The organism is Mycobacterium sp. pUA109 (assembly GCF_041287095.1).
In the GTDB taxonomy this organism is placed as follows: Bacteria; Actinomycetota; Actinomycetes; order Mycobacteriales; family Mycobacteriaceae; genus Mycobacterium.
The window spans coordinates 157,503-181,438 of the sequence record NZ_JBGGKS010000014.1 but is presented as its reverse complement, the minus strand read 5'-3'; the positions used below and the strand labels follow the sequence as shown (position 1 = coordinate 181,438).

The following is a 23,936-nucleotide window of genomic DNA, read 5'->3' as shown; positions in this document are numbered from 1 at the left end:
CCAAAAGTTCCCTCAGCTACGACTCCCCCTCCCACGTCTCCGGCACCAACGGCACCCGCGGACCACCACCAAACCCATCGACGGCCAAGGTCGCCAGCCCGGTTGCTTGGGCGCCGGCTTTGGACACCGTGCCGGTGAACCCCAACGGTCCAGCTCCCCGGTCCGAGGCCAGGTAGTGCGGGTCGTCGGTTTCCAGGTATTCGTAACGGTGGCCGGGATCGGTGAGCCCGGTCCTTCGCCGGCGGCGCAGTGACGTCTCCTGGGTCGGGTCGGTGTCGGTGGCCACCGCCGCCGGCACCCCCGCCCGGACGAGAGTTTTGGCGCTGGCGCTGCTGGGGGCGCTGAGCCCGGAGCCGATCCAGCCGACCATGTAGCCGTAGGAGGCAGCGCCTTCCACACCGGTAAGCGGCGGCGCCGTCGGTGGGGCCGCCCCCGCAGGTGCGGCCGGCGGCGTCGTGGGGGCCGTCGCCGGCGCCGACATCGGAGCCGACGCCGGCACCGAAGCGGGTGTGGGCGAGGCCAGGCCCGTGACGCCGACGGCGGGTGTCGCGGGGATCATCGGCATCGGCGGCGCCGGCAGCGGGGTGGGCGCACCCGCCGGCACCGCGGCCAGCCCGGACAAACCGGCCAGCCCCGCCAGCGGGGTCAGACCGCCCAGGCTGCTGGCCGCCAGGCTCAGACCGACCGTGGTCAGCAGCGGCAGCTCCTGGACCAAAAACCGCAGCGTGCGTAGCGTCCAGTTGACGGCGCGGTAGGTATTCCAGGCGATCAGGTAGGTCAGAAAATCCGGTCGTGCCCAATTCGCGGGATTCAGCAGGTACTCGATGGTGCTGCTGGGCACCTGGGTGAATAGATTCGGCAACTGCTGCAGGTACTGTTCCGGGGTCCAGTTGCCTTGCCCCTGGCCGGGGATCTGCTCCCCGTCGGGGCCGAAGATCATGTTCCAGATTTCGGCCGGGGTCGGCAGCTGAAACGACCCGCCGCCGCCCCCGCCGCCGCCTCCCCCGCCGCCGGAACCGCTGCCCGCACCGGAACCGCTGCCGGTACCGCTCCCCGCACCCGACCCACTGCCCGAACCCGCGCCGGACCCGGCGCCGCTGCCCGAACTGGCGGACTCGGCGGTGGCCTGATAGGCGCTCATGGTGGTGGCCGCCTGCGTCCACATCCGCGCGTAGTCGGCCTCGTTGACCGCGATCGGAATGGTGTTGACGCCAAAGAAGTTGGTCGCCACCAACACCCCGTGCACGACGTGGTTGGTGGCCAGCTCCGGCAGGGTCGGCATCGCCGCCAGCGCGGCGCTATAGGCGCCGGCGGTGACCTCGTGCTGGGTGGCCGTCTCGGCGCTGACCGCGCTCGCCAACCCCAACCACGCCAGATACGGCATGTGCGCGGCCACATACTGTTCGGCCGTCGGCCCCTCCCACATCTGCTGCGCGCCGGCCAGCGCGGCCGTGAGTTCGGTTGCCGCCGCTTGATATTCGGTGCTCAACGAGCTCCATGTCCCGGCGGCGGCCAGCAACGGCCCCGGCCCCGGACCGCTGCTCAGCAGCGCAGAATGCACCTCCGGCGGAAACGCCATCCAGACCGGCGCGATCATGCTCAGGCGCCGGCACCCAGATAGGTCGCGGCCGCCGCCGCATCGCCGGCCGCGTAACTGGCGCCGGCCAGGCCCACCCCGACCCCGGCCCGGCCCAACACCTCAACACCTTGGGCCGCCGCCGCCGAATGTTGACCGCCGCGGGCGCTGAACGCCGCCGCCGACTGCAGCGATACCGGATCCGCCGCCGGCGGGGCCACCACCGAGATCACCGGGGCGGCGGCGGCATGTGCGGCGGCCAGCCGGGCGGTGATCGCCTCGACGGCTGCGCTCGCCGCGGCCAAGCCCTCGGGAACCACTTGCAGCGTCATGATCGGAACTCCTTCCTGGTGCCACCGCGCGGCAGGCGCGCATCCACGGACTTTACTCCGGATGACCTGCACGTTGACCCGCAACTGAGTGATTGCGGCGCGGATCCGGTCATGATTTGCCCAGGCCGCGTCGGCGGGGCTGCCGCGGCTGCGGTTTCAGGTCGGGCCAATGACGCCGAGCCCCGCGCGATCAGTGCTTTTTGACGACGGCGCGCGGGGCGGTGCGCCAGCTGCGCCCGCCGTCGGGCCGCTGCCGGGGCGGGTCCAACAACAGCACGCTGCGGCCGTCGAGCAGCACCGGGCGCACCCAGTCACCCAGCTCAATGGGCTCACTGGGCGCCGGTGCGCGACCTGCGCCGTCGCGGACCTCGTCGATCGGCACCAGTGCGCGCAGCTCGTCGACGGTGGCTTCGGTGGGCAGGTCTTCCAGGCCGGGCAGGGTGATGAACAGCCCGTCGTTGCCGGACAGGTGCAGCCCGACCGCGGCCAGCGCACCCAGTACCCCGTCCTCGGTGCCGCCGTGCCCGGACAGGTGCACCCCCACCCGGGCGGCAAGTCCTCGGGCCTCGGCGGGGCGCAGCACCTCCCGTTTGGCCCGCTGCCCGAACTGCACCAGCAGCGCCGCAGCCTCACCGAGGTCGTCGGGCACGGCCACCACCAGACCGGGGTCGGCGTCGGGCGGGCACACCCGCTCCAAAAACCGCCCGGCCCGCTCGATCACCGCGGCCCGCACGTCGCGTGGGTTGCCGGCGGGGCTGCGCCAGGCCAGGCAGGCGCTGGAGTTGTGCGAGGTGTAGGGGATGCGGTCGTCGACCAGCAGCTGATGGCGGGTCGCCCCGGCCGACGACCCCAGGCCGGCGGCCGCCAACTCGACCAGCAGCGCCCGGGCGCGACGGCCGGTGCCGGGGCTCCACAGGTCATCGGTGTCGTCGATGCCGATCAGCAGGTCGACACCGGCCTGCGCGGTCACGGGTTGACCACCAGGGCGGTGACGTCGCGGACCCAGCGGCCGCGGTCCAGATCGGCGCCGACCAGCTTGAGGGTGTGGCGTTTGGTCTCGCTCAAGATGACCCGCTCGGTCAGCTCGCCGGTCAGGGTCTGCGCCGGGTCGCGGCCCTCCACCCGCACCCGGTCCACCTGGGTCGCGCCGGCGGCGTCGAGCACCGAGCGCACCGTGGGTCCGTGCTGGACTTGCGCGCCGCGCGACTGCGGTGTCGCGATCTCGACCTGGCGCAGTTCGCGCAACCGCGCCAGCGTGAAATCGGCCAGCGCCCGGCCGTTCTCGCTGACCGCGAGGTCGACGCCCCGGTCCGCGCACCCACCGAGCAACAAGATCGCCAGGATCAGCAGCTGTCCGGTGAACGCGCGCACCGATCGACCTTATGGGTCGTATCAGCGGAGCCTCAAGCCGGCGACGCTCCGCAACTGAGGTTGTGCGGGGCTGACGCGCGGGCCTACCGTGAGCCGGTGACCGTGCTGCAGTCGACAAACCCGGCGGTGAGCCGCTGGGCCCGCGAGGTGGTGTTTCCGGTGCTCGCGGTCGCCGTCATCGTCGGGTACGCCGACCTGCGCATCCCGATGGGGCTGCCCGGGCACCGTGGTTTGATCTGGCTGACACTGCTGGTGGCGGTGGCGTTGACCACGCGGCGGCGGGAAACGGTGCTGGCGGTCGGGGCGGGGTCGACGGTGGCGTCATTGCTGCTGCACTTGGCGCCCGGGCCCGCCGACAGCGCCCGCTACCTGGCCGCGGCGGTGCTGCTGTACGCGGTGGCCGCCGCACCGGTGGTGCGTCGCCGCCGCTGGCTGGTCGCGCTGGCGGCCGCCCCGATTCACCTTGTCGCCCTGGCGGGTTCGCTCGCGCCCATGCTCGGCGGGGGCCACCTGCTGGTGTTGGCCTCGGCCGGGATGACCGAACGGGTGCTGTTTCACCTCGGGTTCGGACTGGTGGCCGGGCTGCTCGGTTGGGCGATCGCGTTCGGCCTGGATCGCGGCCGCCGGACCACTTAGGCGTTAGGCGCAGCCCACCCATTCGTCGGTGCCATCGGCGAAGAACTGATGCTTCCACACCGGCAGCCGCGCCTTGACGAGGTCGACCAGTTGCGCGCACGTCGCGAACGCCGCCTGCCGATGGTCGGCGGCGACCGCCGCCACCAGCGCGGCCGCCCCGATGGGCAACGGCCCGACTCGATGGCTCGCGGCGATCGCCCGCACTCCCACGCATTGCTCGGCGAGTTCGGCCAGCACCTCGGCCAGCACCCGTGCCGCCGACGGGTGCGCGGAATATTCCAGCCGCAGCACCGGACGCCCATGGTCGTGGTCGCGGATCGTCCCGACGAAGCCCACGATGGCCCCGGCGCCCGGCCCGCCGACCAGTTCCTCGTGTTCGGACAACAGGATTGGCTGCTCGGTGACCACCGCGCGCCGCACCAGCACGGACCGTACACCGGGCGTGGTCGCGGTCACCCGGTCACCCACCGATCGCACTCATCGGCCGGGACGGCTGCACGAAGCCCGGCTCGTTGATGCCGTGGCCGGCCGGCTTCGCCCACATCGCCGCCCGCCAAGCGGCCTCGATCGCGTCGTCGTCGGCACCGCCGCGCAGCAGCCCGCGCAGGTCGGTCTCCTCGCGGGCGAACAGGCAACTGCGGAGTTGCCCGTCGGCGGTCAACCGGGTGCGGTCACACGCCGCGCAGAAGTTGTGGGTCACCGACGCGATGATGCCGACGCGGCCGCTGGCACCGCTCGCGCGGTCGGTGACCTGCCACAGCTCCGCGGGCGCCGAACCGCGCGGCGCGGGATCGGGCTGCAGCGTGAAATGCCGGCCCAGCCTATCCAGCACCTGGTCGGCGGTGACTTCGGCGTCGCGGCGCCACTGATGTCCGGCGTCCAGCGGCATCTGTTCGATGATCCGCAGTTGGTAGTCGGACACCAGGCAGAACCGCACCAGCGGCACCGCGTCGTCGAGGCCGGTGGTGGGATCGAGCACCGCGTTGACTTTCACCGGCCGCAGCCCGGCCGCATGCGCGGTGGCGAGGCCGGCCAACACCTCGGCCAGTCGGTCGCGTCGGGTGATCGCCGCGAAGTGGGCCGGGTCGGTGCTGTCCAGCGACACGTTGACCCGGTCCAAGCCGGCCCGCGCCAACGCCTGCGCCCGCGCGGCCAATCCGACCCCGTTGGTGGTCAGCGCGAGCTGGGGGCGTGGGCGCAGCGCCGCCGCGGCGGCGACGAGGTCCTCGAGATGCTTGGCCAGCAACGGTTCTCCGCCGGTGAACCGCACCCGGCTCACCCCCAGCCGCGTCACGCCGATGCGCACCAACCGGTTGATCTCGTCGGGCCGCAGCAGCTGCTGGCGGGGCAGCCACGGCACGCCGTCGGCGGGCATGCAGTAGGTGCACCGCAGGTTGCACCGATCGGTCACCGACACCCGCAGGTCGGTGGCCACCCGCCCGTAGCTGTCGATCAGCGGACCGTGTGACGGGACCGCGGTGCTGCGCGGTTCAACCCGACGCAGCACCACCGGAATACCCAGCGCCGTGACCGTCATGCCGGCGTGTTCACAGTGACGGGAACTGCACCGGGCAGTCGATCTTGTTGCCCACCGTCAGCGTGCCCCTGGGGTACACGTTCACATCGACGTACTGCGACTTGGGGATGTCCATCGCGTAGTAGTCGTGCGCCGAATCGTCGTCCATCGACATGTTGCCCCGCTCGTCTTTGGCGCGGCACCGCAACGTGTACTCACCGGGGGTGACGTGCTGCCAGGTGAACGACCAGCCGACCCAGGCCCATTTGCCGAACGGTTTGTCGAGTTTCGCGAACGACCAGGTGTCGCCGCCGTCGAGGCTGACCTCCACGCTCTGGATGCCCAGCCCGCCAGCCCAGGCCCGGCCCCGCAACTCGACGGCGTCCGTCTCCTCCAGGTGGCGGATCCGACACAAGAAGTCGGGGATGCCGGGCGGGATCATCATCGCCCGGACCTTCTCGAAGGTGCACGGGATGCGGTTGGGGTCTTCGTCGTTTTCGGCGTAGCTGTACCACTTCATCTGGTTCTTGGTGAGCCGCCAGTCGATCGCCTCGATCGAGTCGATCCATTTGACGTTGGTGGCCCCCAGCCAGCCCGGCACCAGCAGTCGCAGCGGGAAGCCGTGCTGCGGCGGCAACGGCTGGCCGTTGATCTCGTAGCACAGCAGGACATCGTTGTCGGGGTTCATCACGTAGTCGACGGTCAGGCTGCGCTGGAAGTACTGCACTTCGGCGCCGTCGGGCGGGCCCTGGATGCCCTTGTCCCGCCCGGTGAACAGGATTTCCACCGCGTTGTCGTGCAGGCCGGCTTCCTCGAGGACCCCGCGCAGCGGCGTGCCGGTCCACTCGGCGGTCCCGATCGCGTCGTGGTTCCACGGCACGTGCGCCCACAGCCGCCAGCGCTGGCTGGCCCGGCCGTTGCCGCAGCATTCCATCGTGGCCGGGATGGTGACCTTCGGCATGCTGCGCAGCTTGTCCATGTCCAACGTCAGCTTCTTTTTCACCAGGCCGTCGACCTTGACCTGGTAGCTCTTCTCGTCGATGTAGGGGATGTCGTAGTGGATCAGCAGGTAGTGCATGCCGATCGGGGTGATCGGGTGGGCCAGGCCTTCTAGATGCATGCCGTGGCAGCGGCTCTTGCCGGCGACCTCCATCACGGTGAAGTTGTCCAGCCGGTCGGTGTGTTGATAGTCCATGTAGGGCGGTATGTCGTTGTCGGCGTGCGGGTCCGCGCGCGACGCCGCCAGCGCAGCGGGCGGCACATCCAGGGTGAAGCGTCGGCCGTTCGCGGTCGGATAGGCCTGCGTCTTGGTGCTCATCGTGCCTCCTCATGCGGGTCGGGATCGCTGCCGCCCTCGCTGCTGGCGGTAATCGACGCGCGCCAGCCATCGTCGACGAGTCAGCGGGAACCAGGCTAGACGTCATTATTCGCCCGATAAACCGCGGAAGCAGGCGCATTGGTGAATGTTGTGCGAATTGCTGAAAGTGATGTTGATACGGTGTTACATCCCCCCAAAGACGTACAACACCAGCCCCACCAGCGGACACCGCAATTGCTGGCTGAGTTCCAATTCTGCGACGCAATTACGGATTGACTGGGGCCTCTTGACCCGCGTCAGCGCAGATCCGGTATCCGCGTACTCATGTTGCGGCAGAGGCACTTCGGTGACACCGAACCCCTCCCAGCGTTAGCATGGCCGCGGCCGGACCCCTCGGCGACATCGGCGGCCCACCCGGCGATCCGCAAATGCGAAAGATTTTCGAATATCAATCATGGTTTGCGGGAACAGTATGCCGTGGCGGACGGAAATCGGTGCGCTCGGAGCGCGGCCAATGCACCCGCGGACATTCTCCGCAATTGAGTGACCGTTTCTCGTTGCGACGGTCATTTGCGGAACACGCGGGCCGGGTGGCGCCCGGACGGGGGTCCGTGGCGTTTGGTCGTCACCACAGGGTTCGCGCGGTGTTTTCAGCAGCTCCCACAACATTCGTCAATGACAGCGCTGGCCGCGTCTACCCGGCGAATAATGGGTCGCACCCTCGGTCCGCTGGCTAGTCGGTGACATGTGGGGCGCGCGCACCGCCTGCCGACGCACGGGGAAGCCTGCCCGAAACCAACTCGAGGAGCGGCGCTCATGACCACGGACAAGTTCACCACGACCGATGCGGGCGCCCCGGCGCCCAGCGACACCCAGTCGCTGACCGTGGGCCCCGACGGGCCGATTCTGCTGCAGGACGCCTACCTGATCGAGCAGATGGCCAACTTCAACCGGGAGCGGGTGCCGGAACGGCAACCGCATGCCAAGGGGACGGGGGCCTACGGAAGATTCGAAGTCACCAACGATCTCAGCGCCTACACCCGGGCGGCGGTGTTTCAGCCGGGCGCGGTGACCGAGGCGTTTGCCCGGCTGGCCACCAACGCCGGCGAGCGGGGCAGCGCAGACACCCTGCGCGACACCCGCGGGTTTTCGGTGAAGTTCTACACCGCCGAGGGCAACTACGACATCGTCGGCAACAACGTCCCGATCTTCTTCGTCCGCGATCCGATCAAGTTCCCCAACCTGATCCGCTCCTCCAAGCGTCGCGCCGACACCGACTGCCACGACCACAACATGCAGTGGGACTTTTGGACGCTGTCCCCCGAGACGGCGCATCTGGTGACGTTGGTGATGGGCGATCGGGGCATCCCCAAGACGTTTCGGCACATGAACGGTTACGGCCTGCACGCCTTTAGCTGGGTCAACACCGCCGGAGAGATCTGCTGGGTGAAGTACCACTTCAAGTCCGATCAAGGGGTGCAGTGCTTGACCCAGGAAGAGGGCGACCGGCTGGCCGGCAGCGATCCGGACTGCTGCATGCAGGATCTACACGACGCGATCGCGGACGGGGAGTTTCCGAGCTGGTCGCTGAAGGTGCAGATCATGCCGTTCGAGGACGCAAAATCCTATCGGTTCAACCCGTTTGACGTGACCAAGGTGTGGCCGCACGCCGATTACCCGCTGATCGACGTCGGCAAGCTGACCCTGGACCGCAACGTCACCGACCACCACGCCGAGGTGGAGCAGGCGGCGTTCGCCCCGTCCAATCTGGTGCCCGGGATTGGGCTGAGCCCCGATCGGCTGCTGTTGGGACGGCATTTCGCCTACGCCGACGCCCATCGCACCCGGATCGGGGTCAACCACAACCAGCTGCCGGTCAACGCCCCCCGGTGCGCGGTGCACACCTACTCCAAGGACGGGCGGATGCGGTTCAGCAACGCCTCCGACCCGGTGTACGTGCCCAATTCCGTTGGCGGCCCCAAGGCCGATCCGGCGCGGGCGGCCGAGGTGCGCTGGGCCGCCGACGGTGAGATGATCCGCGCGGCCTACACGCTGCGACCCGACGACGACTGGAGCCAGGCCGGCACCCTGGTGCGTGAGGTGATGGACGACGCGCAGCGGCAACGGCTGGTGCACAACGTCGTTCACCACGTCTCCGTCGGCGTGAAAGACCCGGTGTTGTCGCGGGTGTTCGAATACTGGCGCAACATCGACCCCGATATCGGTAAGAAGGTCGAAGACGGCGTGCGTGCCAGCCGGGGCCGGTAAGGCCGCTGGTCCGCGAGGCGCTGCATCATGACGCGTTGTCGAGGGCCGCGCGCTTCCTGCTCGCCAGGGCGTGGCCACCGGAGATGAGCGCCGGGATCCACACCGGCGCCACGACGATCAGCATAATGAAAATGGCAGCGAACATCGCTTTACTCATTTCTGGGGTCGGATTCACGAGTTTCTCTAAACCGCTTCGGCTTTAGCATTCTGAGTTGGTCGAATTCCGCCGTTGCGTTCGTCATAAAAGCTACGCACCCCGCCCCCGCGCAGCGACGTCGTCAACCGACGAACTCTTGGCGGATCGTCGTCTTGCGGGAACAAACGGGCGGCACGGCCTGACATACACGCAGGCCAAACCTGCCGGAACCGGCAACCGGCCCGGCGGGCACTACGGCCCGGGCACCGCCTCAGTCGATCTTTTCCAGTGCCGATCCCTTGTGCATCGCAATGTGATCGGTTTTATCGCTTTTAATTTCGTACTGCGGTTCGTCCTGGCTGGCCCGACGCTTATGCCCCTTGTATTCGGTGTCTTCGGTGTGGACCTTGGTGATCGTGCCGCTGACGTGGCCCGCTTCGGAGTTCCACCGCACATGGTCGCCGACCTGGAAACGTGTGGACATACGCCGCTCCTCGATTCCGTCCCTCGCCGCGGTGTGCCCCATGTCCCGATTTCTCAAACCGAGCGCGGCAAACGTCACCGGGCCTTGGAGTGGGTGACCTCGATCGGGACGTCGTGAGGCCTGCATCACACCCGCCCCAGACCGCCTTGATGACCGCCGAGTGGCACTCTCACGACGCATCGTCGGCGCGTCGCGTAGTGAGAGTGCCACTCGCGCCAGCGGCAGCCGATCGCGGCTTTAGCTACGCGCGTTGGCGCGGACGCGCTGTTCGACTTGTTGGCCGAGGTCGGGGTCGATGTTGTGCCAGTAGGCGAAAACGCGGGACAGGACGGGCTCTTTGACGCCGTTGGACACGTGGCCGACGATGTTGGAGACCAGCCGTGCCCGTTGTTGGTCGTCCATCACCGCGCGGACCAGCGTTCGGGCCTGGCCGAAGTCGTCATCGTCTTTGCGCAGGGTGTAGGCGACGCGCATCATCTCCCCGTCGGCGTGCCACCCGACTTCGGATGCCCGTACCACGTCGGCGTGCGGGCCGCCAACGGTGTTCGGCGTGTAGACCGGATCCGACACGTTCTGCACCCGCATCCGCCCGTCCTTGGAGTAGCTGCGCACCGGCACCTTAGGGGCGTTGACCGGGATCTGATGATGGTTGACCCCGATCCGAGCGCGGTGTGCATCGGCGTAGGCGAAGCAGCGCCCCAACAACAACCGGTCCGGGCTGAGCCCAGTACCGGGCACGATGTTGTGCGGCCCGAACGCCGCCTGCTCGACCTCGGTGTGATGATCGGTCACATTGCGGTCCAACGTCATCCGCCCGACCTCGATCAGCGGATAATCCGCGTGCGGCCACACCTTGGTCACATCAAACGGGTTGAACCGGTAGGACTTGGCGTCGGCGAACGGCATGATCTGCACGTAGAGTGTCCAACTCGGGAACTCACCCCGCGCGATCGACGCGTGCAAATCCCGCATGCAACGGTCGGGATCGGTGCCGGCCAACCGGTCGGCCTCCTGTTGGGTCAAACACTCCACTCCCTGATCGGAGAGGAAGTGGTACTTGACCCAAGAAATCTCGCCACCGACGTTGACCCAGCTAAATGCGTGCAACCCGTAGCCGTTCATATGCCGCAACGTCTTCGGGATACCCCGATCGCCCATCACCACCGTCACCAGATGCGCGGTCTCCGGTGACTGCGTCCAAAAGTCCCAGACCATGTTGTGGTCGTGACAGTCGTTATCCGCGCGGCGCCCGCCGGCGCGGATCAAGTTGGGAAACTTGATCGGATCCCGGATGGCAAACACCGGAACGTTGCTCCCGACGATGTCGAAGTTGCCTTCGGTGGTGTAGAACTTCACCGAAAACCCGCGGTTATCGCGCACCGTATCCGCACTTCCGCGCTCACCGCTATTACCCGACGAAAACCGGGCGAACACCTCCGTGGTCGAAGCCGGCTGAAACAGCGCCGCCTTGGTGTAGGTGCTGACATCGTTGGTGACCTCGAACCGGCCGAATGCGCCGGCACCCTTGGCATGCGGTTGCCGCTCCGCAACCCGCTCCCGATTAAACGCCGCCAACTGCTCAATCAGGTAGGTGTCCTGCAACAGGATCGGACCATTGGGCCCCAGCGTCAGCGGCCGCTCGTTGCTCGGCGCCGGCGCACCCGCGCCCGTCGTCGTGAAGTTGTCCGCCATCTCGCGCCCAGCCTGCGCCCGTGCGTGCTAGTGGTTGAGGTTCGCCCGTACCCCTTCTTCGACCTTCTTCCCGATTTCAGCGTCGACGTTGCGCCAGTATTCGAACACCCGCGAGAGCACCGGCTCCGTCACGCCGTTGGACACGTGCAGAACGATGTTGTGGACCAGTCGTTGACGCTGCGCGTCGTCCATCACCTCCCGTACCAAGGTGCCGGCCTGGCCCCAGTCGTCGTCGGCGGGGCGCAGGGTGTAGGCGGCGCGCATCATCTCCCCGTCGGCGGCCCACAGAACTTCGGCCGCCCGTGCCGGGTCGGCGACCGGACCGCCAACGGTGTTCGGGGTGTACACCGGGTCGGACACGTTCTGTACCCGCATCCGGCCGTCCTTGGAGTAGGAGCGGACCGGCACCTTGGGCGCATTCACCGGGATCTGATGGTGGTTGACGCCGATCCGCGCCCGATGGGCGTCGGCGTAGGCGAAGCTGCGCCCCAACAACAGCCGGTCCGGGCTGAGCCCGGTGCCGGGCACGATGTTGTGCGGCCCGAACGCGGCCTGCTCCACCTCGGTGTGGTGATCGGTGGGATTGCGGTCCAACGTCATCCGCCCGACCTCGATCAGCGGGTAGTCGGCATGCGGCCACACCTTGGTCACATCAAACGGGTTGAACCGATACGTTTTGGCGTCCTCGAAGGGCATGATCTGCACGTAAAGTGTCCAACTCGGAAACTCCCCCCGCGCGATCGCGTCGAACAAGTCCCGCTGGCAGCAATCCGGGTCGGACCCGGCCAGCCGGTCGGCCTCCTCCTGGGTCAAACACTGGACACCCTGATCGGTCTTGTAGTGGTATTTCACCCAGCAGATCTCCCCGCCGAGATTGGTCCAGCTAAACGTGTGCAACCCGTAGCCGTTCATGTGCCGATACGTTTTGGGGATGCCCCGGTCCCCCATGATCAGCGTCACCAGATGCGCGGACTCCGGCGACTGGGTAAAAAAGTCCCACACCATGTTGTGGTCGTGGCAATCGTTGTCGGCGCGACGTTTGTTGGAGCGGATCAGGTTGGGAAACTTGATCGGATCCCGGATGAAGAAGATCGGCACGTTGTTGCCGACGATGTCGTAGTTGCCCTCGGAGGTGTAGAACTTCAGCGAGAATCCCCGGGAGTCGCGCAGCGTATCGGCGCTGCCCCGTTCACTGGCGTTGCCGGCCACTCGCACGAACACGTCGGTCACCGCGCCCGGCTGAAATACGGCGGCTTTCGTGTAGGCGCTGACGTCATTGGTCACCTCGAACCGGCCAAACGCCCCGGTCCCCTTGGCGTGCGGTTGGCGCTCCGGAACCCGCTCCCGGTTGAACGCGGCCAACTGCTCGATGAGGTAGGTGTCCTGCAACAGGATCGGGCCATTGGGCCCCAGCGTCAACGAGCGCTCATTGCTCGGCGCCGGAGCGCCCCCATCGGTTGTGGTGAAGTTGTCCGTCATTTCGCCGTCCTCTCGGTGTTGTGGGTCGAGCTGATGTCACCGACCGCCCTGCCGTGGGCGGAGCGTTGGACGACTCGGCGGGCCGGGGCGGTGCACCCGCCCCGCCGAGTCGGTCTGCGGCCTACTGTGCGTAGGACTTCGCCCCCGTGCCCGCGAACTTGCCGCCCTCGACGATCAGGTACTCCGAGCGGATCGGCCTGCCGGCGAACCAGTCTTCGAGGATCTCCCGGGTGCCGGCGGCATAGCGGGCCTGCGCCGACAAGCTGGAACCCGAGATGTGCGGGGTCATCGCGTGGTTGGGCATGGTGCGCCACGGGTGATCGGGCGGCGGCGGCTGCGGGAACCACACATCGCCGGCATAGCCGGCGAGCTGGCCGCTCTCCAAGGCCGCCACGATCGCCTTCTGGTCGGTCTCCTCGGCGCGGGCGGTGTTGACGATGTAGGAGCCGCGCCGCATCGACTTGAGCAGCTTCTCGTTGAACATGTGGTGGGTCTGCGCGATCAGCGGTGAGTGGATCGACACCACGTCCACCGAGCGGGCCAGCGACTCCACGTCGGGGTGATAGGTGACGCCAAGTTGCTGCTCCAGCTCCGGCGACAGCCGGTGCACATCGAAGTAGTGCAGGTTCACGCCGAACGGCTTCATCCGCTCCAGCACCGCCCGCCCGATCCGGCCGGCCGCGATCACCCCGACGTCCATGCCCTCCACGTCGTAGGAGCGCTGCACGCAGTCGGCGATGTTCCAGCCGCCATCGACGACCCACTGGTGCGACGGGACGAAGTTGCGCACCAACGCCAGGATCTGCATCACCGCGTGCTCGGCGACGCTGACGCTGTTGCTCCAGGTTTCCTCGGCGACCGTCACCCCGCGGGCCTGCGCCTCGTGCAGGTCCACATGATCCGACCCGATGCCGGCGGTCAAAGCGAGCTTGAGCTTGGGCGCCTTGGCAAACCGCTCCTTGGTGATGTAGGCCGGCCAAAACGGCTGCGAGATCACGATGTCGGCATCGACCAGCTCACGCTCGAACTCCGAGTCCGGGCCGTCTTTATCCGAGGTGACCACCAACTCGTGCCCGTTCTCCTCGAAGAACTTCCGCAGGCCCAACGCCCCCGACACACAGCCGACCAGCTCGCCGGGCGTGAAGTCGATCTTCGACGGAGTCGGCAAGCTGCTGCCGTCGGGGTAGCTGTCGATCACCGGGACACTGTCGCGGGCATACTTCGGCGGATACCCGGTTACCGGATCCGGGTACAGCACCATCACGCACTTCGCCATCGGTTCCTCCTCAAAAGCGGAAATATTGAGCTGAGTTCGTCGTTGCTTCAGCCACTTTTCAGTCTTGTCGGGCAACACCCGGCTGTCCAAGGCGTAGCGCCGATCGGCTGATAGGCCAGACCGATCACGGCAGGCCGGGGGCAGCACGGGTGGTCCCGGGCTGCCCCCGAGTGCCGCCGCGCCCCGGAGCGGGTCGCAGGGCGAGCAGCACGCCGGATTACTTGAAGACGTCCGTGTGGTCGGCCTTGATCAGATCGGCACCCTTCTCCCCCACCATGTAGACGGTGTTCTGGATGCGGCAGTCCGGGATGATCGGGAAGACGGAAGCGTCGATGACACGCAGCTTGTTGATGCCGTGCACCTTCAGCTTCGGGTCGACCACACCTTGTTCGATGTTCTTCGACAGCCGGTTGGTGCCGCACGGGTGATACGACGTCTGGACGCGGTCCTGGACGGACGTCCTCATCAATTCGTCGGAATGCAGCGGCATATCCCACGGGTACTGGCTGACGACCAGGTCCTTGAAACCGTCACCCTTGGTGAGAATGTCGTAAGCGAACCGGACCCCCTCGCGCAACGCGATGATGTCCAGCTCATTGGACAGGTAGTTCAGGTTGATGTTGGGCGCCATGAACGGGTCATCGCTGTTGAGCGTTAGCTCACCACCGTCGTAGGCCGGACGGACCAGGTCCACCATCACCGTGATGTGGTCGCCGTCCGGGGGTGTCGGGTACTGCCACTGGAACGCACTGCCGAACGCGGGGACGAAGTCGATTTCGAAGTGCGGCTGCCCCTCCGGCGAGAAGGGGTCAAGTCCGCCGTTAGCGGCCTTGGCCTCAAGGTAGACCGGGTCCTTCTCCAGGTACTTGTCGACGCGGGGAAATCCGATCATCTCCAACAGGCCCGAGCCCAACGGCCCGGAGTGATCCTTCGCGTACGCGGCCAGCGCCGCGTCGTGTTTGGGACCCGGCCGCAACAGGCTGCTGTCCAGCGCGAAGCCGTCCTTGATCCGCAGCACGAACGGGACACCGGGGTGGTCATACAGGTGTTGGCCGACGTGGCGCGAGTCGACGACCACCGGGATGCCGTGCTTGGCCAGCTCGCGCGCGGGGCCAATACCGCTGAGCATCAGCAGCTTCGGGCTTTCGAAGACGCCCTGAGAGAGGATGACCTCACGGGTGGCGTAGTAGTTGCGCTCATTGCCGGCGGGGTCGATGACGGTCACACCCTTGGCCGTGCGCTCGGCGTAGTCGACGATCAGCTGCTTGGAGCGGACTTCGGGCACGATGGTGACGTTGGGCTTGTCCTTCACGAACAGGAAGCTGCCGGAGCGCACGCCCCGGTAGATGGTGTTGACGGCGTGGGTAAGGCCCTGCATCTCACCGTCAAAGATGTTCTCGGTGAGCGGCTCACCCCGGGACGTCCAGGCCTTGGTGATGACATCACGGAACGGCTGCAATTCCGGGATCAGGTTGTGTGAAATGGGCAGCGGACCGCCGGCGCCGATCTTCTGCAGGTCGGATGAGAATGTCCCGGAGTCGTCGTGGTAGGTCGCGCTCTTGCGTAAGTACGGAACCAGCGGCTCCCAGGTCCACTCGGAGCCTCCGTACTCCGCCCAGCGGTCGTATGTCGGCTTGCAGCCGGGGACCCAGCTGAAGTAGTTGGCGGAGGAACTGCCGCCGAGGATCTTGCCGCGGGTGTCCTGCTTGTCGATGCGTTCCCACACGCCGCGGTCAACAAACTTCGCCTTGTAGTCCCAGTCATATTGGCTGTGGCGGAGTTCCATCGCCGTGCCCGGGGTGGTGACCCCGTCAAGGTCCCAGGGGTTGCCGACACCGGCCTCGACGATCAGGACCCTGACGTTGGGGTTCTCGGCCAGGCGGCCGGCGACGACGCAGCCCGCCGTCCCACCGCCAACGATTACGAAGTCAAAACTAGCTCCATCGGGCACGTTGGCCATCAGTTCCTCCTCGGTTCGGGATCGTCATCTGCAACTAGCAGCATCTGCGGTCCCCGGTTCGATAGCTACGGAGCCGACTCCGAGATATCCCCGCCGACTTTGGTGGTGACTACAAACCAGGCAGCAGCATGGGTAGCTGCCCGTGGCAGCGCCACTCGAGGTGCTTAATTGGTCGTTGTGTCAACATATTTCAGTCTCACCGGCCAGGCCTAGAACACATCTCTCGGCTTGCCGTTTCGTTCGAGAGCGTCAGGTCAGCTTCCCCGGCGCGGGGTTCGCTACCCGTCGCCATCCCGCCAACACGGGCCGAAAGCCGTCGCATCCCTATTTGCGTGGAGACGTACCGCAGTTCTGCGTTTGACTGTCCCCTCGCAGCGATTGGGTGGCTACGGAGCCGGCTCCGAGATTTCGGTTCCCGCTTTGGGCGCCCCTACATGCGCATCGCCGACAACTCGAGCGCCCACCACAGCTCGATGAGCACCTCCGTGTCGCGCAGACTGGCCCCGGTCAGCTCTTCAAAGCGGGCCAGCCGATATCGCACGGTGTTCTGATGTACGAATATCCGGGTCGCGGTGCTTTCCACCCGCATTCCGCAGGCCAGATAGGCCCGCAGCGTCGCGATCAGATCGTCGGCGGAGCCGCCCGCGGTCAACGGCTCCAGGTAACGCCGGCGTAGCAACTCGCCCACGTCGGCGTCCATCGCCACCGCCGAGCGCAGGCCCAGCGAAGCAATGTCGTGGGAGCCCCGCAGCGTGCAGGCCTCGGCGGTCACCAGCGCACGCGCTGCCAGCCGGTAGGACTCGGTCAGGCGCTGCAGCGGCCGCGGCGGCCCGAACCCGACCACCGCATCGATGTTGCTCGGCGGCGGTTCGATCAGGAAACCGGCGAGGTCACCGTCCACCAGGGCGCACAGTCCGCGCGGGTGTTGCGTTCCATCCCGAAAGCCCAGCGCCTGTTCGAGCTGCCGTCGCGAGACACCCTCGCCGAGCCGCGCCCGGATGGCAACGTACTCACCGACCGGGTCGAGTCCGTAGATCTCGGCGTGGATACGCAGCTCAGCGGTCGAGACCGCACCCAATAACGTCGTCCGCACGAAGCGTTCCCGGTCCTCGTCGGCCGCGGACGCCAACGCACGTTCCACCCGTCGGTGCGCGCTGGCAGTGGCGATCATCGCCGTGTCCGACCACGCCAGCATCGATTGGACAAACTCCAAAACCTGAACGCCGTCGATACCCAAATCTTGGGCGGTCTCCCGCGCGCATCTCACCAGCACCTCGACGCCGATGCGCCAGCCACGAAGCAGGTCGTCGATGCCGACGCCCTGACGCGCCCGGGTCTCGCCGATCGCGGCAAGCTCCACCAGGTCCTCATCGTCGACGGTCGCGCGCCCCGGGTGGACCGACCCCAATGCCCGGTCCACCGCGAGTTCGACCTCGGCATCGAGCACCCCTAACGGAACCGAGCGATACGACGGAAGCCGGGTCCGGAGAGCTTCACTGACCCGCCGGGCAAGCGTCTTGCGCTCGCCCCGCAACGCGTCGACAAGCATCGCCCAGTCCGCGTCCGGGGTTCTGGGCCCGTCGAAAGTTTCGCGGCGCCGGTGCGAGTTGGTCGCACCATCGATTGGCGTTGCCCGCTCATTCATCGCGGCACCCGACAATTGATTGCGACGTCTGACCGTGCCCCACCATTAAGGCACGGGCACCTGTCAGATCCGCGAAACAGCTTATCCCACAAGGGATCTTAGCCATCGGACACCCCGCTGAATTTCGTCGTTTCCTAACGTGCTTTTCAGTCTGCGGGGACGAGGTTGACGGTGTCCAAGACGCGTTTCCGACCGGGTGATAGGCCAGACCAATCGAGCGGTGAATCGTTAGCCCGCGGCGGGCGGCCCACCGAGCACAGCACCGATGCCGGCCTCGCGCGCGGTCTGCAGCAAGGTGCGCGCCAGCACCGAGCCGGGCTGCCCCGCGCTGGTCACCAACGCGACCGGCGCGGTCAGCGACGGATCGCGCAGCTGCAGCGTGACCGTACCGGGCAGCCGCAGGGCACGGATCCAGGTTTGCGGAACGATCGTGGCCCACCGGCCTGTGCCGACGTGGGCGAGCAGGGCCACCACCGAATCGGTCTCCAGCCGCGGTGTCACCGCCAGGCCGTGCGTGGCCAGCGCATCGTCGATGAGCCGGCGACCGCGCATCCCGCCGGCGAGCAGGCACATCGGCAATTCCACGACATCTGCCCAGCTGATGGTGTCGGCTTGGCCGGTGAGCAGGTCGGTGCCGGCGACGAGGACCTGCTGCTCCTCATACAGCGGGGTGACCACCAAATCGGCGGTGTCCTCCCGGTCCGGGTGGATGACGCCGGCATCCAGCTCGAACCGGCGGACCCGCTCGATAATGTCGGCCGACCGCAGACTCGTCTCGAGTTGCACCCGCACCAGCGGGTGCGCGGCGCACAGCGGGTCGGTGAGCAGGGCCACCGTGCTCGCGGCGGCCGGGATGACCCCGAGCCGCAGCTCGCCGGTGAGCCCGGTCTGCAGGGCGGTGACCTCCTGTTTGAGCGCGTCCCGGTCGGCCAGAATGCGCCGCGCCCACAGCACCAGCCGCTCCCCCTCCGGGGTCAGGCCCTCGAATTTTTGGCCGCGCCGCACCAGCGGCACCTTCAGCTCGTGTTCGAGCTTGCGGATCGCCTCCGACAGCGCGGGCTGGGAGACATAGCAGGCGGCGGCGGCACGGGCGAAGTGCCGCTCCCGCGCCAGCGCGACGAAATATTCCAGCTGACGAAACAGCATGGCCCATTGGACCACGCCGTTGACCGGTTTGCGGCTACACCAGCGGGCGACCGGTCCTGATGCGGCGATCCACGTCCCACAGCAACACGTTGAACGGGAAGTTCCGGATGAACCCGGGCAGCAGGTTGTTGGCCACCCGCAGCACCCGCATCAGCCGGTCGAACCGGCGTTGTTTGACGTCGTCCCACGGCAACCGCATCTCGTCGCGGAAGCGTTGCGGGAGAAAGCCGGTGGTGATCAGCAGGGCCATGCGTTCGGATGCCCGCTGCAGCGGGCCGGGCAGGGTCATCCCACGCATCCGGGACGCCGCGATCGGATACAGGTACTCGCGCACCGTGTCGTCGATGTGCACGTGGTCCAGCTGCTCCTGCCAGTACCGGTCGAACGCGGCGCGGTTGGCCGGCCACATGTCCTCGGGCACCTGCAGCATGGTGGCCATCGCCTTGCCCTCGCCGTGGTAGTGGCGGTCGGCGTGGTCGGCGTCCATCTCGCCGAGGAAGATGCGGTGGATATCGACCTGCCCCTTGTACAAGCACGCACCCACCCACAGCTGCAGCTTGGGATCGAAAGCGTTGTATTTCACCGGGCTTTCGGCGGTGGAGCGGACCTGGCGGTGGGCGGTGTTGACCGCCTCCCGGAACGCGGCCTTTTGCGCCGGGCTGCCCTGGGTGGACACCACCAGGTAAGTGAAGGTGGTGCGGGCCCGCTTGATCGGATGCAGGTCCACCCGACCGCTTTCGACCTTGCTCTCCAGCACGCCGTAGCCCACGCCCGGGCTGGCCAGCTGCATGATCACGTTGGCCGGGCCGGCCAACAGGGCCGCCCCCATCATCATGTTGTCGGTGCAGGCAACCTGCGGCAGCCAGCGGCGCCGCCGGGCCGGGCGCGACCGGTCCAGCGCATCGCTGACCGTGCGCTCGACCAGGGGAATCGACTCGCTGACAGTCATCGCCTGCTCCTCGCCAATTGTGAGAACGTCTGATTCCCGATATTGCACGCGCGGTTGACAACTGTCAAGATGGTGGGCGTGGTTCCAGCCGTGCGCGAGCGCCCCTACCGTGGCGTCCAGGCAGCCGACCGGCTGGCCGCGCGCCGGGCCCGCCTGCTCAACGCCGGCCTGGACCTGCTCGGGGCCGCCCCGCAGGAGATGGCCGAGCTGACCGTGCGCGGCGTATGCCGACGGGCCGGGGTGGCCGCCCGGTATTTCTACGAGAGCTTCGCCGACAAGGACGAGTTCGTCGGCGCGGTGTTCGACTGGGTGATCACCGATTTGGCGACCTCGACCCAGTCCGCGGTGGCGGCGGTGCCGCCCGCCCAGCAGACCCGCACCGGGATGGCGCATCTGGTCAACACCATCGCCGGCGACGCCCGGATCGGCCGGTTGCTGTTCAGCGCGGAGCTGGCCAACGCGGTGCTGGTCCGCAAGCGCGTTGAATCCAGCACGCTGTTCGCGATGCTGTCCGGCCGGCACGTGGAGAACGCGCTGCAGGTGCCGGAGAACGACCGGATCCGAGCCGCCGCCCATTTCGTGGTCGGCGGGGTGGCCCAGACCCTCAGCGCCTGGCTGGCCGGTGCGGTGCGGCTGCAGCCCGACCAGCTCGTTGACCAGCTGACCTCGCTGCTCGACGAACTCGCCGACCCCGCGCTGTACCGCGACTAGTGCGCGGCCGGAACCCGGCGGTCCGCGGCGGTCTTCGGCACCGTCCGGGTGTCCGCCTCGGTGAATTCCTTGACCCAGCAGGCGAACTCGAGTGTGATGCCGTCGGGATCCTGAAAGTAGAATGAGCGCACGTAGACTCCGGGGTGCACCGTCGCCGAAACCTGCATCTCGGATTCGTCGTGGTTCAGCACCGGGCCGACCCGCACGCCTTTGGCCTTCAGCTTGACCCGGTACTCGTCGAACTTCTCCGGCGGAACCTGCAGGGCGACGTGGTTCAGCGAGCTGACCGCGCTGACGATGTCGCCGATGCCGGGGATCGCCGCCGGGGCGGTGACTCCGGGTACCGAATCCGGGGCCTCGGCGAACCAGAAGAACGCCAGGCAGTCGCCGTTGCCGGCGTCGAAGAAGAAATGCTGGCCCATCCCATTGGGCAGATCGAGCGCCTTGACCAGCGGCATGCCCAGCACATTGGTGTAGAAGTCGACGGTGCGGGCCATATCGGAGCACACCAGCGCGACGTGGTTGAAGCCGCCCAGGTCGAATTCGCTGTTGGTGTTGTGGGGTCGGATCATCTCGAATCCTCCGAGCGCTAGGCAAGGACTGAATCTGAATCTAACATCAGGTTCAGATTCGATCAATGCCGTCGAAACCGGGAGTCACATGTCGGCGCAATCCAGCCAGCTCGGGCAGCCCACCGCCCGCGGCCGGCAGACCCAGGCCGCGATCGACGCCGCCGCGCGGGCGGTGATCGCGCGCAAAGGCATTCTGGCGGCCACCATCGCCGATATCGCCGCGGAGGCCGGGAAGTCGACGGCGTCGTTCTACAACTACTACGACTCCAAAGAGGCGATGCTGCGGGAATGGGCGCTGCGGTTCCGCGACGAGGCGAATCGGCGCGCGGCCACGGTGACCCGGCACGGCTTGTCCAACCGGGAGCGCGCGCATGAGGCGGCGGCCGCGCATTGGCGGACCTACCGCCACCGGCTGGCCGAGATGATCGGGGTGTCCCAGCTGGCGATGGTCAACGACGACTTCGCCCAGTACTGGGCCGAGATCTGCGCCATTCCCATCGCTTTCATCACCGAGATGGTCAAACGCGCCCAGGACGAGGGCTACTGTGCCGGCGACGATCCTCGGCTGCTCGCCGAGGCGATCGTGGCCATGTTCAACCAGTTCTGCTACGTCCAGCTCAGCGGGGCGGCCAGCGATCCCGACGACGAGGCCTGCATCACCACGTTGAGCAACGTTTTCTACCGCGCCATCTACTGCAGGGAGGGTAGCTGATATGACTCAATCCCGCACCGGCACACCGGGTGTTGTCCGCGAGTTCATCGGGCTGGACTCCCCCACCGCCCGGCGCGCCGGCGCCGGCGGTCACCCCTGCCAGGGGCTGTATCACCGCGGGGTGGGCCGCAAACCGAAGGTGGCGATTATCGCCACCCACTACCAGATCGACTTTTCCGAGCATTACCTCGCCGACTACATCGCCACCCGCGGCATCGGGTTCCTGGGCTGGAACACCCGCTTCCGCGGCTTCGAGAGCAGCTTTTTGCTCGATCACGCGCTGGTGGACATCGGGGTCGGGGTGCGCTGGCTGCGCGACGTGGCCGGGGTGGACGTCGTGGTGCTGCTGGGCAATTCCGGCGGCGGGTCGTTGATGGCCGCCTATCAGTCCCAAGCCGTCGACCCCAATGTGACCCCGCTGCCGGGGATGCGGCCGGCGGCCGGGCTCGCCGAGTTGCCCGCCGCCGACGGCTACGTGGCCAGCGCCGCGCATCCCGGGCGCCCCGAGGTGTTGACCGCGTGGATGGACGGCGCGGTGGTCGACGAGAACGATCCGGTCGCCACCGATCCTGCCCTGGACCTGTTCAACGAGCACAACGGCCCGCCGTACCCACCGGAGTTCGTCGCCGCCTACCGGGCGGCCCAGGTGGCGCGCAATCACGCCATCACCGACTGGGCCCAGACCGAGCTCAAACGCGTTCGGGCGGCAGGGTTTTCCGACCGCCCATTCACGGTGATGCGGACCTGGGCCGACCCGCGGATGGTCGACCCGACGCTGGAGCCCACCAAACGCCAGCCGAACATGTGCTACGCCGGGGTGCCGGTCAAGGCGAACCGGTCCGCGCACGGCATCGCCGCGGCCTGCACGCTACGGAACTGGCTGGGGATGTGGAGCCTGCGGACCGCACAGACCCGGGCCGAACCGCACCTGGCCCGGATCACTTGCCCGGCGCTGGTGATCAACGCCGACGGCGACACCGGGGTGTACCCGTCGGATGCCCAGCGCATCTATGACGCGCTGGCCAGCGCCGACAAAACCCTGTGCTCGATCGACAGCGACCACTACTTCACCACCCCGGGTGCGCGCAGCGAGCAGGCCGACACCATCGCCAAGTGGATCGCTAAACGGTGGCGGTGACGGTGCTGGCCCACTTCGTGCCGGGCGAGGCGGTGCTCGAGCGGGTGGCGCGCGAAGCGGACTGGCTGACGGTGCGGTGGTGCGCCGCCGACGACGACGCCACCTTCTACGCCGAACTGCCCGCGGCCGAGGTCATCTGGCATGTGCTGCGGCCGCTGCCGGCCGCCGATCTGCGGGCCGCCCCGCGGCTGCGGCTGGTGCAGAAGCTCGGCGCCGGAGTGAACACCGTCGACGTCGGCGTCGCCACCGAGCGTGGTATCGCGGTCGCCAATATGCCCGGCGCGAACGCGCCGTCGGTGGCCGAGGGCACGGTGCTGCTGATGCTGGCCGCGCTGCGCCGGCTCATCACGCTGGACCGGGCGACCCGCGCCGGCCGCGGCTGGCCGGCCGACCCCGAGCTGGGCCAGCACTGCCGCGATATCGGCGGGTGCACCGTCGGGCTGGTCGGCTACGGCAATATCGCCCAGCGGGTCGAGCAGATGGTCGCCGCGATGGGCGCCACCGTGCTGCACACCAGCACCGGCGACGACGGCCGGCCCGGCTGGCGGCCGCTGCCCGAGTTGCTGGCCGCCAGCGATATCGTCTCGCTGCACCTGCCGCTCACCGACGCGTCCCATCATCTGCTGGACCGGGCGGCGTTGGCCGGGATGAAGCGGGGCGCGGTGCTGGTCAACACCTCTCGCGGTCCGATCGTCGACGAGGACGCGCTCATCGACGCGCTGCGCGACGGCCGGCTGGCCGCAGCGGGGTTGGACGTGTTTGCCGTCGAGCCGGTGCCGGCCGATAACCCGCTGCTGGTTCTGGACAACGTGGTACTGAGCCCGCACGTCAGCTGGTACACCGCCGACACCATGGCACGCTACCTGGACATCGCCATCGACAATTGCCGCCGTTTGCGCGACGGTGAGGAGGTAGCACATGTGGTGAATGGCCCCTCGATCCGTCTCCTGACCGACGAGTAAGCTCGCCCCCAACCCACCGGTTATTAGGTACTGGCACGAACTTCAAAGGGGAAGGCA

Annotated in this window: 22 protein-coding genes; 6 read left to right on the top strand and 16 right to left on the bottom strand. The window is 67.6% G+C overall.

Annotated elements, in window-relative coordinates:
* Positions 1 to 16: 16 nt before the first annotated feature.
* From ACAG26_RS17430 to ACAG26_RS17415, 4 genes are all read right to left on the bottom strand, one after another.
* Positions 17 to 1,597, bottom strand: a complete 1,581-nt coding sequence (locus tag ACAG26_RS17430) for a PPE family protein (RefSeq protein WP_370484318.1) — start codon at positions 1,595 to 1,597, stop codon at positions 17 to 19.
* Between the two features lie 2 nt (positions 1,598 to 1,599).
* On the bottom strand, positions 1,600 to 1,908 hold the full coding sequence (locus tag ACAG26_RS17425) for a PE family protein (protein ID WP_370484317.1): 309 nt from the start codon (positions 1,906 to 1,908) through the stop codon (positions 1,600 to 1,602).
* A 190-nt stretch (positions 1,909 to 2,098) separates the two neighbouring features.
* On the bottom strand, positions 2,099 to 2,878 hold the full coding sequence (locus tag ACAG26_RS17420) for a hypothetical protein (protein WP_370484316.1): 780 nt from the start codon (positions 2,876 to 2,878) through the stop codon (positions 2,099 to 2,101).
* Complete coding sequence (locus ACAG26_RS17415; protein WP_370484315.1) at positions 2,875 to 3,279, bottom strand: hypothetical protein; 405 nt, start codon at positions 3,277 to 3,279, stop codon at positions 2,875 to 2,877. Before ACAG26_RS17415 ends, ACAG26_RS17420 begins: the two co-directional genes overlap by 4 nt.
* A 96-nt stretch (positions 3,280 to 3,375) precedes the next feature.
* Between ACAG26_RS17415 and ACAG26_RS17410 the strand changes: the two genes are divergently transcribed.
* The gene (locus tag ACAG26_RS17410; protein ID WP_370484314.1) at positions 3,376 to 3,915 is read left to right on the top strand and encodes a hypothetical protein; all 540 of its coding nucleotides are present in this window, start codon (positions 3,376 to 3,378) and stop codon (positions 3,913 to 3,915) included.
* A 3-nt stretch (positions 3,916 to 3,918) separates the two neighbouring features.
* On the opposite strand, the gene ACAG26_RS17405 is transcribed toward ACAG26_RS17410, so the two are convergent.
* From ACAG26_RS17405 to ACAG26_RS17395, 3 genes are read right to left on the bottom strand one after another with little or no spacing between them, the layout of a single operon-like run.
* Positions 3,919 to 4,341: a molybdenum cofactor biosynthesis protein MoaE gene (locus tag ACAG26_RS17405; RefSeq protein WP_370484329.1), complete on the bottom strand. Its 423-nt coding sequence runs from the start codon at positions 4,339 to 4,341 to the stop codon at positions 3,919 to 3,921.
* A 34-nt stretch (positions 4,342 to 4,375) separates the two neighbouring features.
* A complete protein-coding gene (gene moaA / locus ACAG26_RS17400; protein WP_370484313.1) occupies positions 4,376 to 5,452 on the bottom strand; it encodes a GTP 3',8-cyclase MoaA in 1,077 nt (358 codons plus the stop codon).
* A gap of 10 nt (positions 5,453 to 5,462) precedes the next feature.
* Positions 5,463 to 6,749, bottom strand: a complete 1,287-nt coding sequence (locus ACAG26_RS17395; protein WP_370484312.1) for a sulfite oxidase — start codon at positions 6,747 to 6,749, stop codon at positions 5,463 to 5,465.
* An 816-nt stretch (positions 6,750 to 7,565) separates the two neighbouring features.
* Between ACAG26_RS17395 and ACAG26_RS17390 the strand changes: the two genes are divergently transcribed.
* Complete coding sequence (locus ACAG26_RS17390) at positions 7,566 to 9,017, top strand: catalase (RefSeq protein WP_370484311.1); 1,452 nt, start codon at positions 7,566 to 7,568, stop codon at positions 9,015 to 9,017.
* Positions 9,018 to 9,424: 407 nt separating this feature from the next.
* Here ACAG26_RS17390 and ACAG26_RS17385 read toward each other — a convergent pair whose 3' ends face one another.
* The 8 genes from ACAG26_RS17385 to ACAG26_RS17350 form a co-directional block, all read right to left on the bottom strand.
* Positions 9,425 to 9,637, bottom strand: a complete 213-nt coding sequence (locus tag ACAG26_RS17385) for a DUF2945 domain-containing protein (RefSeq protein WP_370484328.1) — start codon at positions 9,635 to 9,637, stop codon at positions 9,425 to 9,427.
* Positions 9,638 to 9,874: 237 nt separating this feature from the next.
* Positions 9,875 to 11,329 (bottom strand): catalase, encoded by a 1,455-nt coding sequence (locus ACAG26_RS17380; RefSeq protein ID WP_370484310.1) that lies wholly within the window; start codon positions 11,327 to 11,329, stop codon positions 9,875 to 9,877.
* Between the two features lie 27 nt (positions 11,330 to 11,356).
* Positions 11,357 to 12,808 (bottom strand): catalase, encoded by a 1,452-nt coding sequence (locus ACAG26_RS17375; RefSeq protein ID WP_370484309.1) that lies wholly within the window; start codon positions 12,806 to 12,808, stop codon positions 11,357 to 11,359.
* Between the two features lie 121 nt (positions 12,809 to 12,929).
* Positions 12,930 to 14,084 carry an NAD-dependent formate dehydrogenase gene (locus ACAG26_RS17370; protein WP_370484308.1) on the bottom strand — a complete coding sequence of 385 codons (1,155 nt, stop codon included), beginning with the start codon at positions 14,082 to 14,084 and terminating at the stop codon, positions 12,930 to 12,932.
* Positions 14,085 to 14,301: 217 nt separating this feature from the next.
* Complete coding sequence (locus ACAG26_RS17365; protein WP_370484307.1) at positions 14,302 to 16,044, bottom strand: GMC family oxidoreductase; 1,743 nt, start codon at positions 16,042 to 16,044, stop codon at positions 14,302 to 14,304.
* A 430-nt stretch (positions 16,045 to 16,474) separates the two neighbouring features.
* Positions 16,475 to 17,689, bottom strand: coding sequence for a PucR family transcriptional regulator (locus tag ACAG26_RS17360; RefSeq protein WP_370484306.1), 1,215 nt, complete (start codon positions 17,687 to 17,689; stop codon positions 16,475 to 16,477).
* A 228-nt stretch (positions 17,690 to 17,917) separates the two neighbouring features.
* Positions 17,918 to 18,835: a LysR family transcriptional regulator gene (locus ACAG26_RS17355; protein ID WP_370484305.1), complete on the bottom strand. Its 918-nt coding sequence runs from the start codon at positions 18,833 to 18,835 to the stop codon at positions 17,918 to 17,920.
* Between the two features lie 34 nt (positions 18,836 to 18,869).
* Positions 18,870 to 19,784 (bottom strand): oxygenase MpaB family protein, encoded by a 915-nt coding sequence (locus tag ACAG26_RS17350; RefSeq protein ID WP_370484304.1) that lies wholly within the window; start codon positions 19,782 to 19,784, stop codon positions 18,870 to 18,872.
* Between the two features lie 69 nt (positions 19,785 to 19,853).
* On the opposite strand from ACAG26_RS17350, the gene ACAG26_RS17345 reads away from it, so the two are divergent.
* The gene (locus ACAG26_RS17345; RefSeq protein WP_370484327.1) at positions 19,854 to 20,495 is read left to right on the top strand and encodes a TetR/AcrR family transcriptional regulator; all 642 of its coding nucleotides are present in this window, start codon (positions 19,854 to 19,856) and stop codon (positions 20,493 to 20,495) included.
* On the opposite strand, the gene ACAG26_RS17340 is transcribed toward ACAG26_RS17345, so the two are convergent.
* Positions 20,492 to 21,067, bottom strand: a complete 576-nt coding sequence (locus ACAG26_RS17340; RefSeq protein ID WP_370484303.1) for a VOC family protein — start codon at positions 21,065 to 21,067, stop codon at positions 20,492 to 20,494. The two genes, ACAG26_RS17345 and ACAG26_RS17340, sit on opposite strands and share 4 nt — an antisense overlap.
* 88 nt (positions 21,068 to 21,155) lie before the next feature.
* Here ACAG26_RS17340 and ACAG26_RS17335 point away from each other — a divergent pair, with 88 nt between their 5' ends.
* The 3 genes from ACAG26_RS17335 to ACAG26_RS17325 are packed head-to-tail and all read left to right on the top strand — an operon-like array spanning position 21,156 to position 23,879.
* Positions 21,156 to 21,779, top strand: a complete 624-nt coding sequence (locus tag ACAG26_RS17335; protein ID WP_370484302.1) for a TetR/AcrR family transcriptional regulator — start codon at positions 21,156 to 21,158, stop codon at positions 21,777 to 21,779.
* 1 nt (position 21,780) lies between these two features.
* On the top strand, positions 21,781 to 22,917 hold the full coding sequence (locus tag ACAG26_RS17330; protein WP_370484301.1) for an alpha/beta hydrolase: 1,137 nt from the start codon (positions 21,781 to 21,783) through the stop codon (positions 22,915 to 22,917).
* Positions 22,908 to 23,879, top strand: a complete 972-nt coding sequence (locus tag ACAG26_RS17325) for a 2-hydroxyacid dehydrogenase (protein WP_370484300.1) — start codon at positions 22,908 to 22,910, stop codon at positions 23,877 to 23,879. The genes ACAG26_RS17330 and ACAG26_RS17325 overlap by 10 nt, the downstream gene beginning before the upstream one ends.
* Positions 23,880 to 23,936 lie beyond the last annotated feature (57 nt).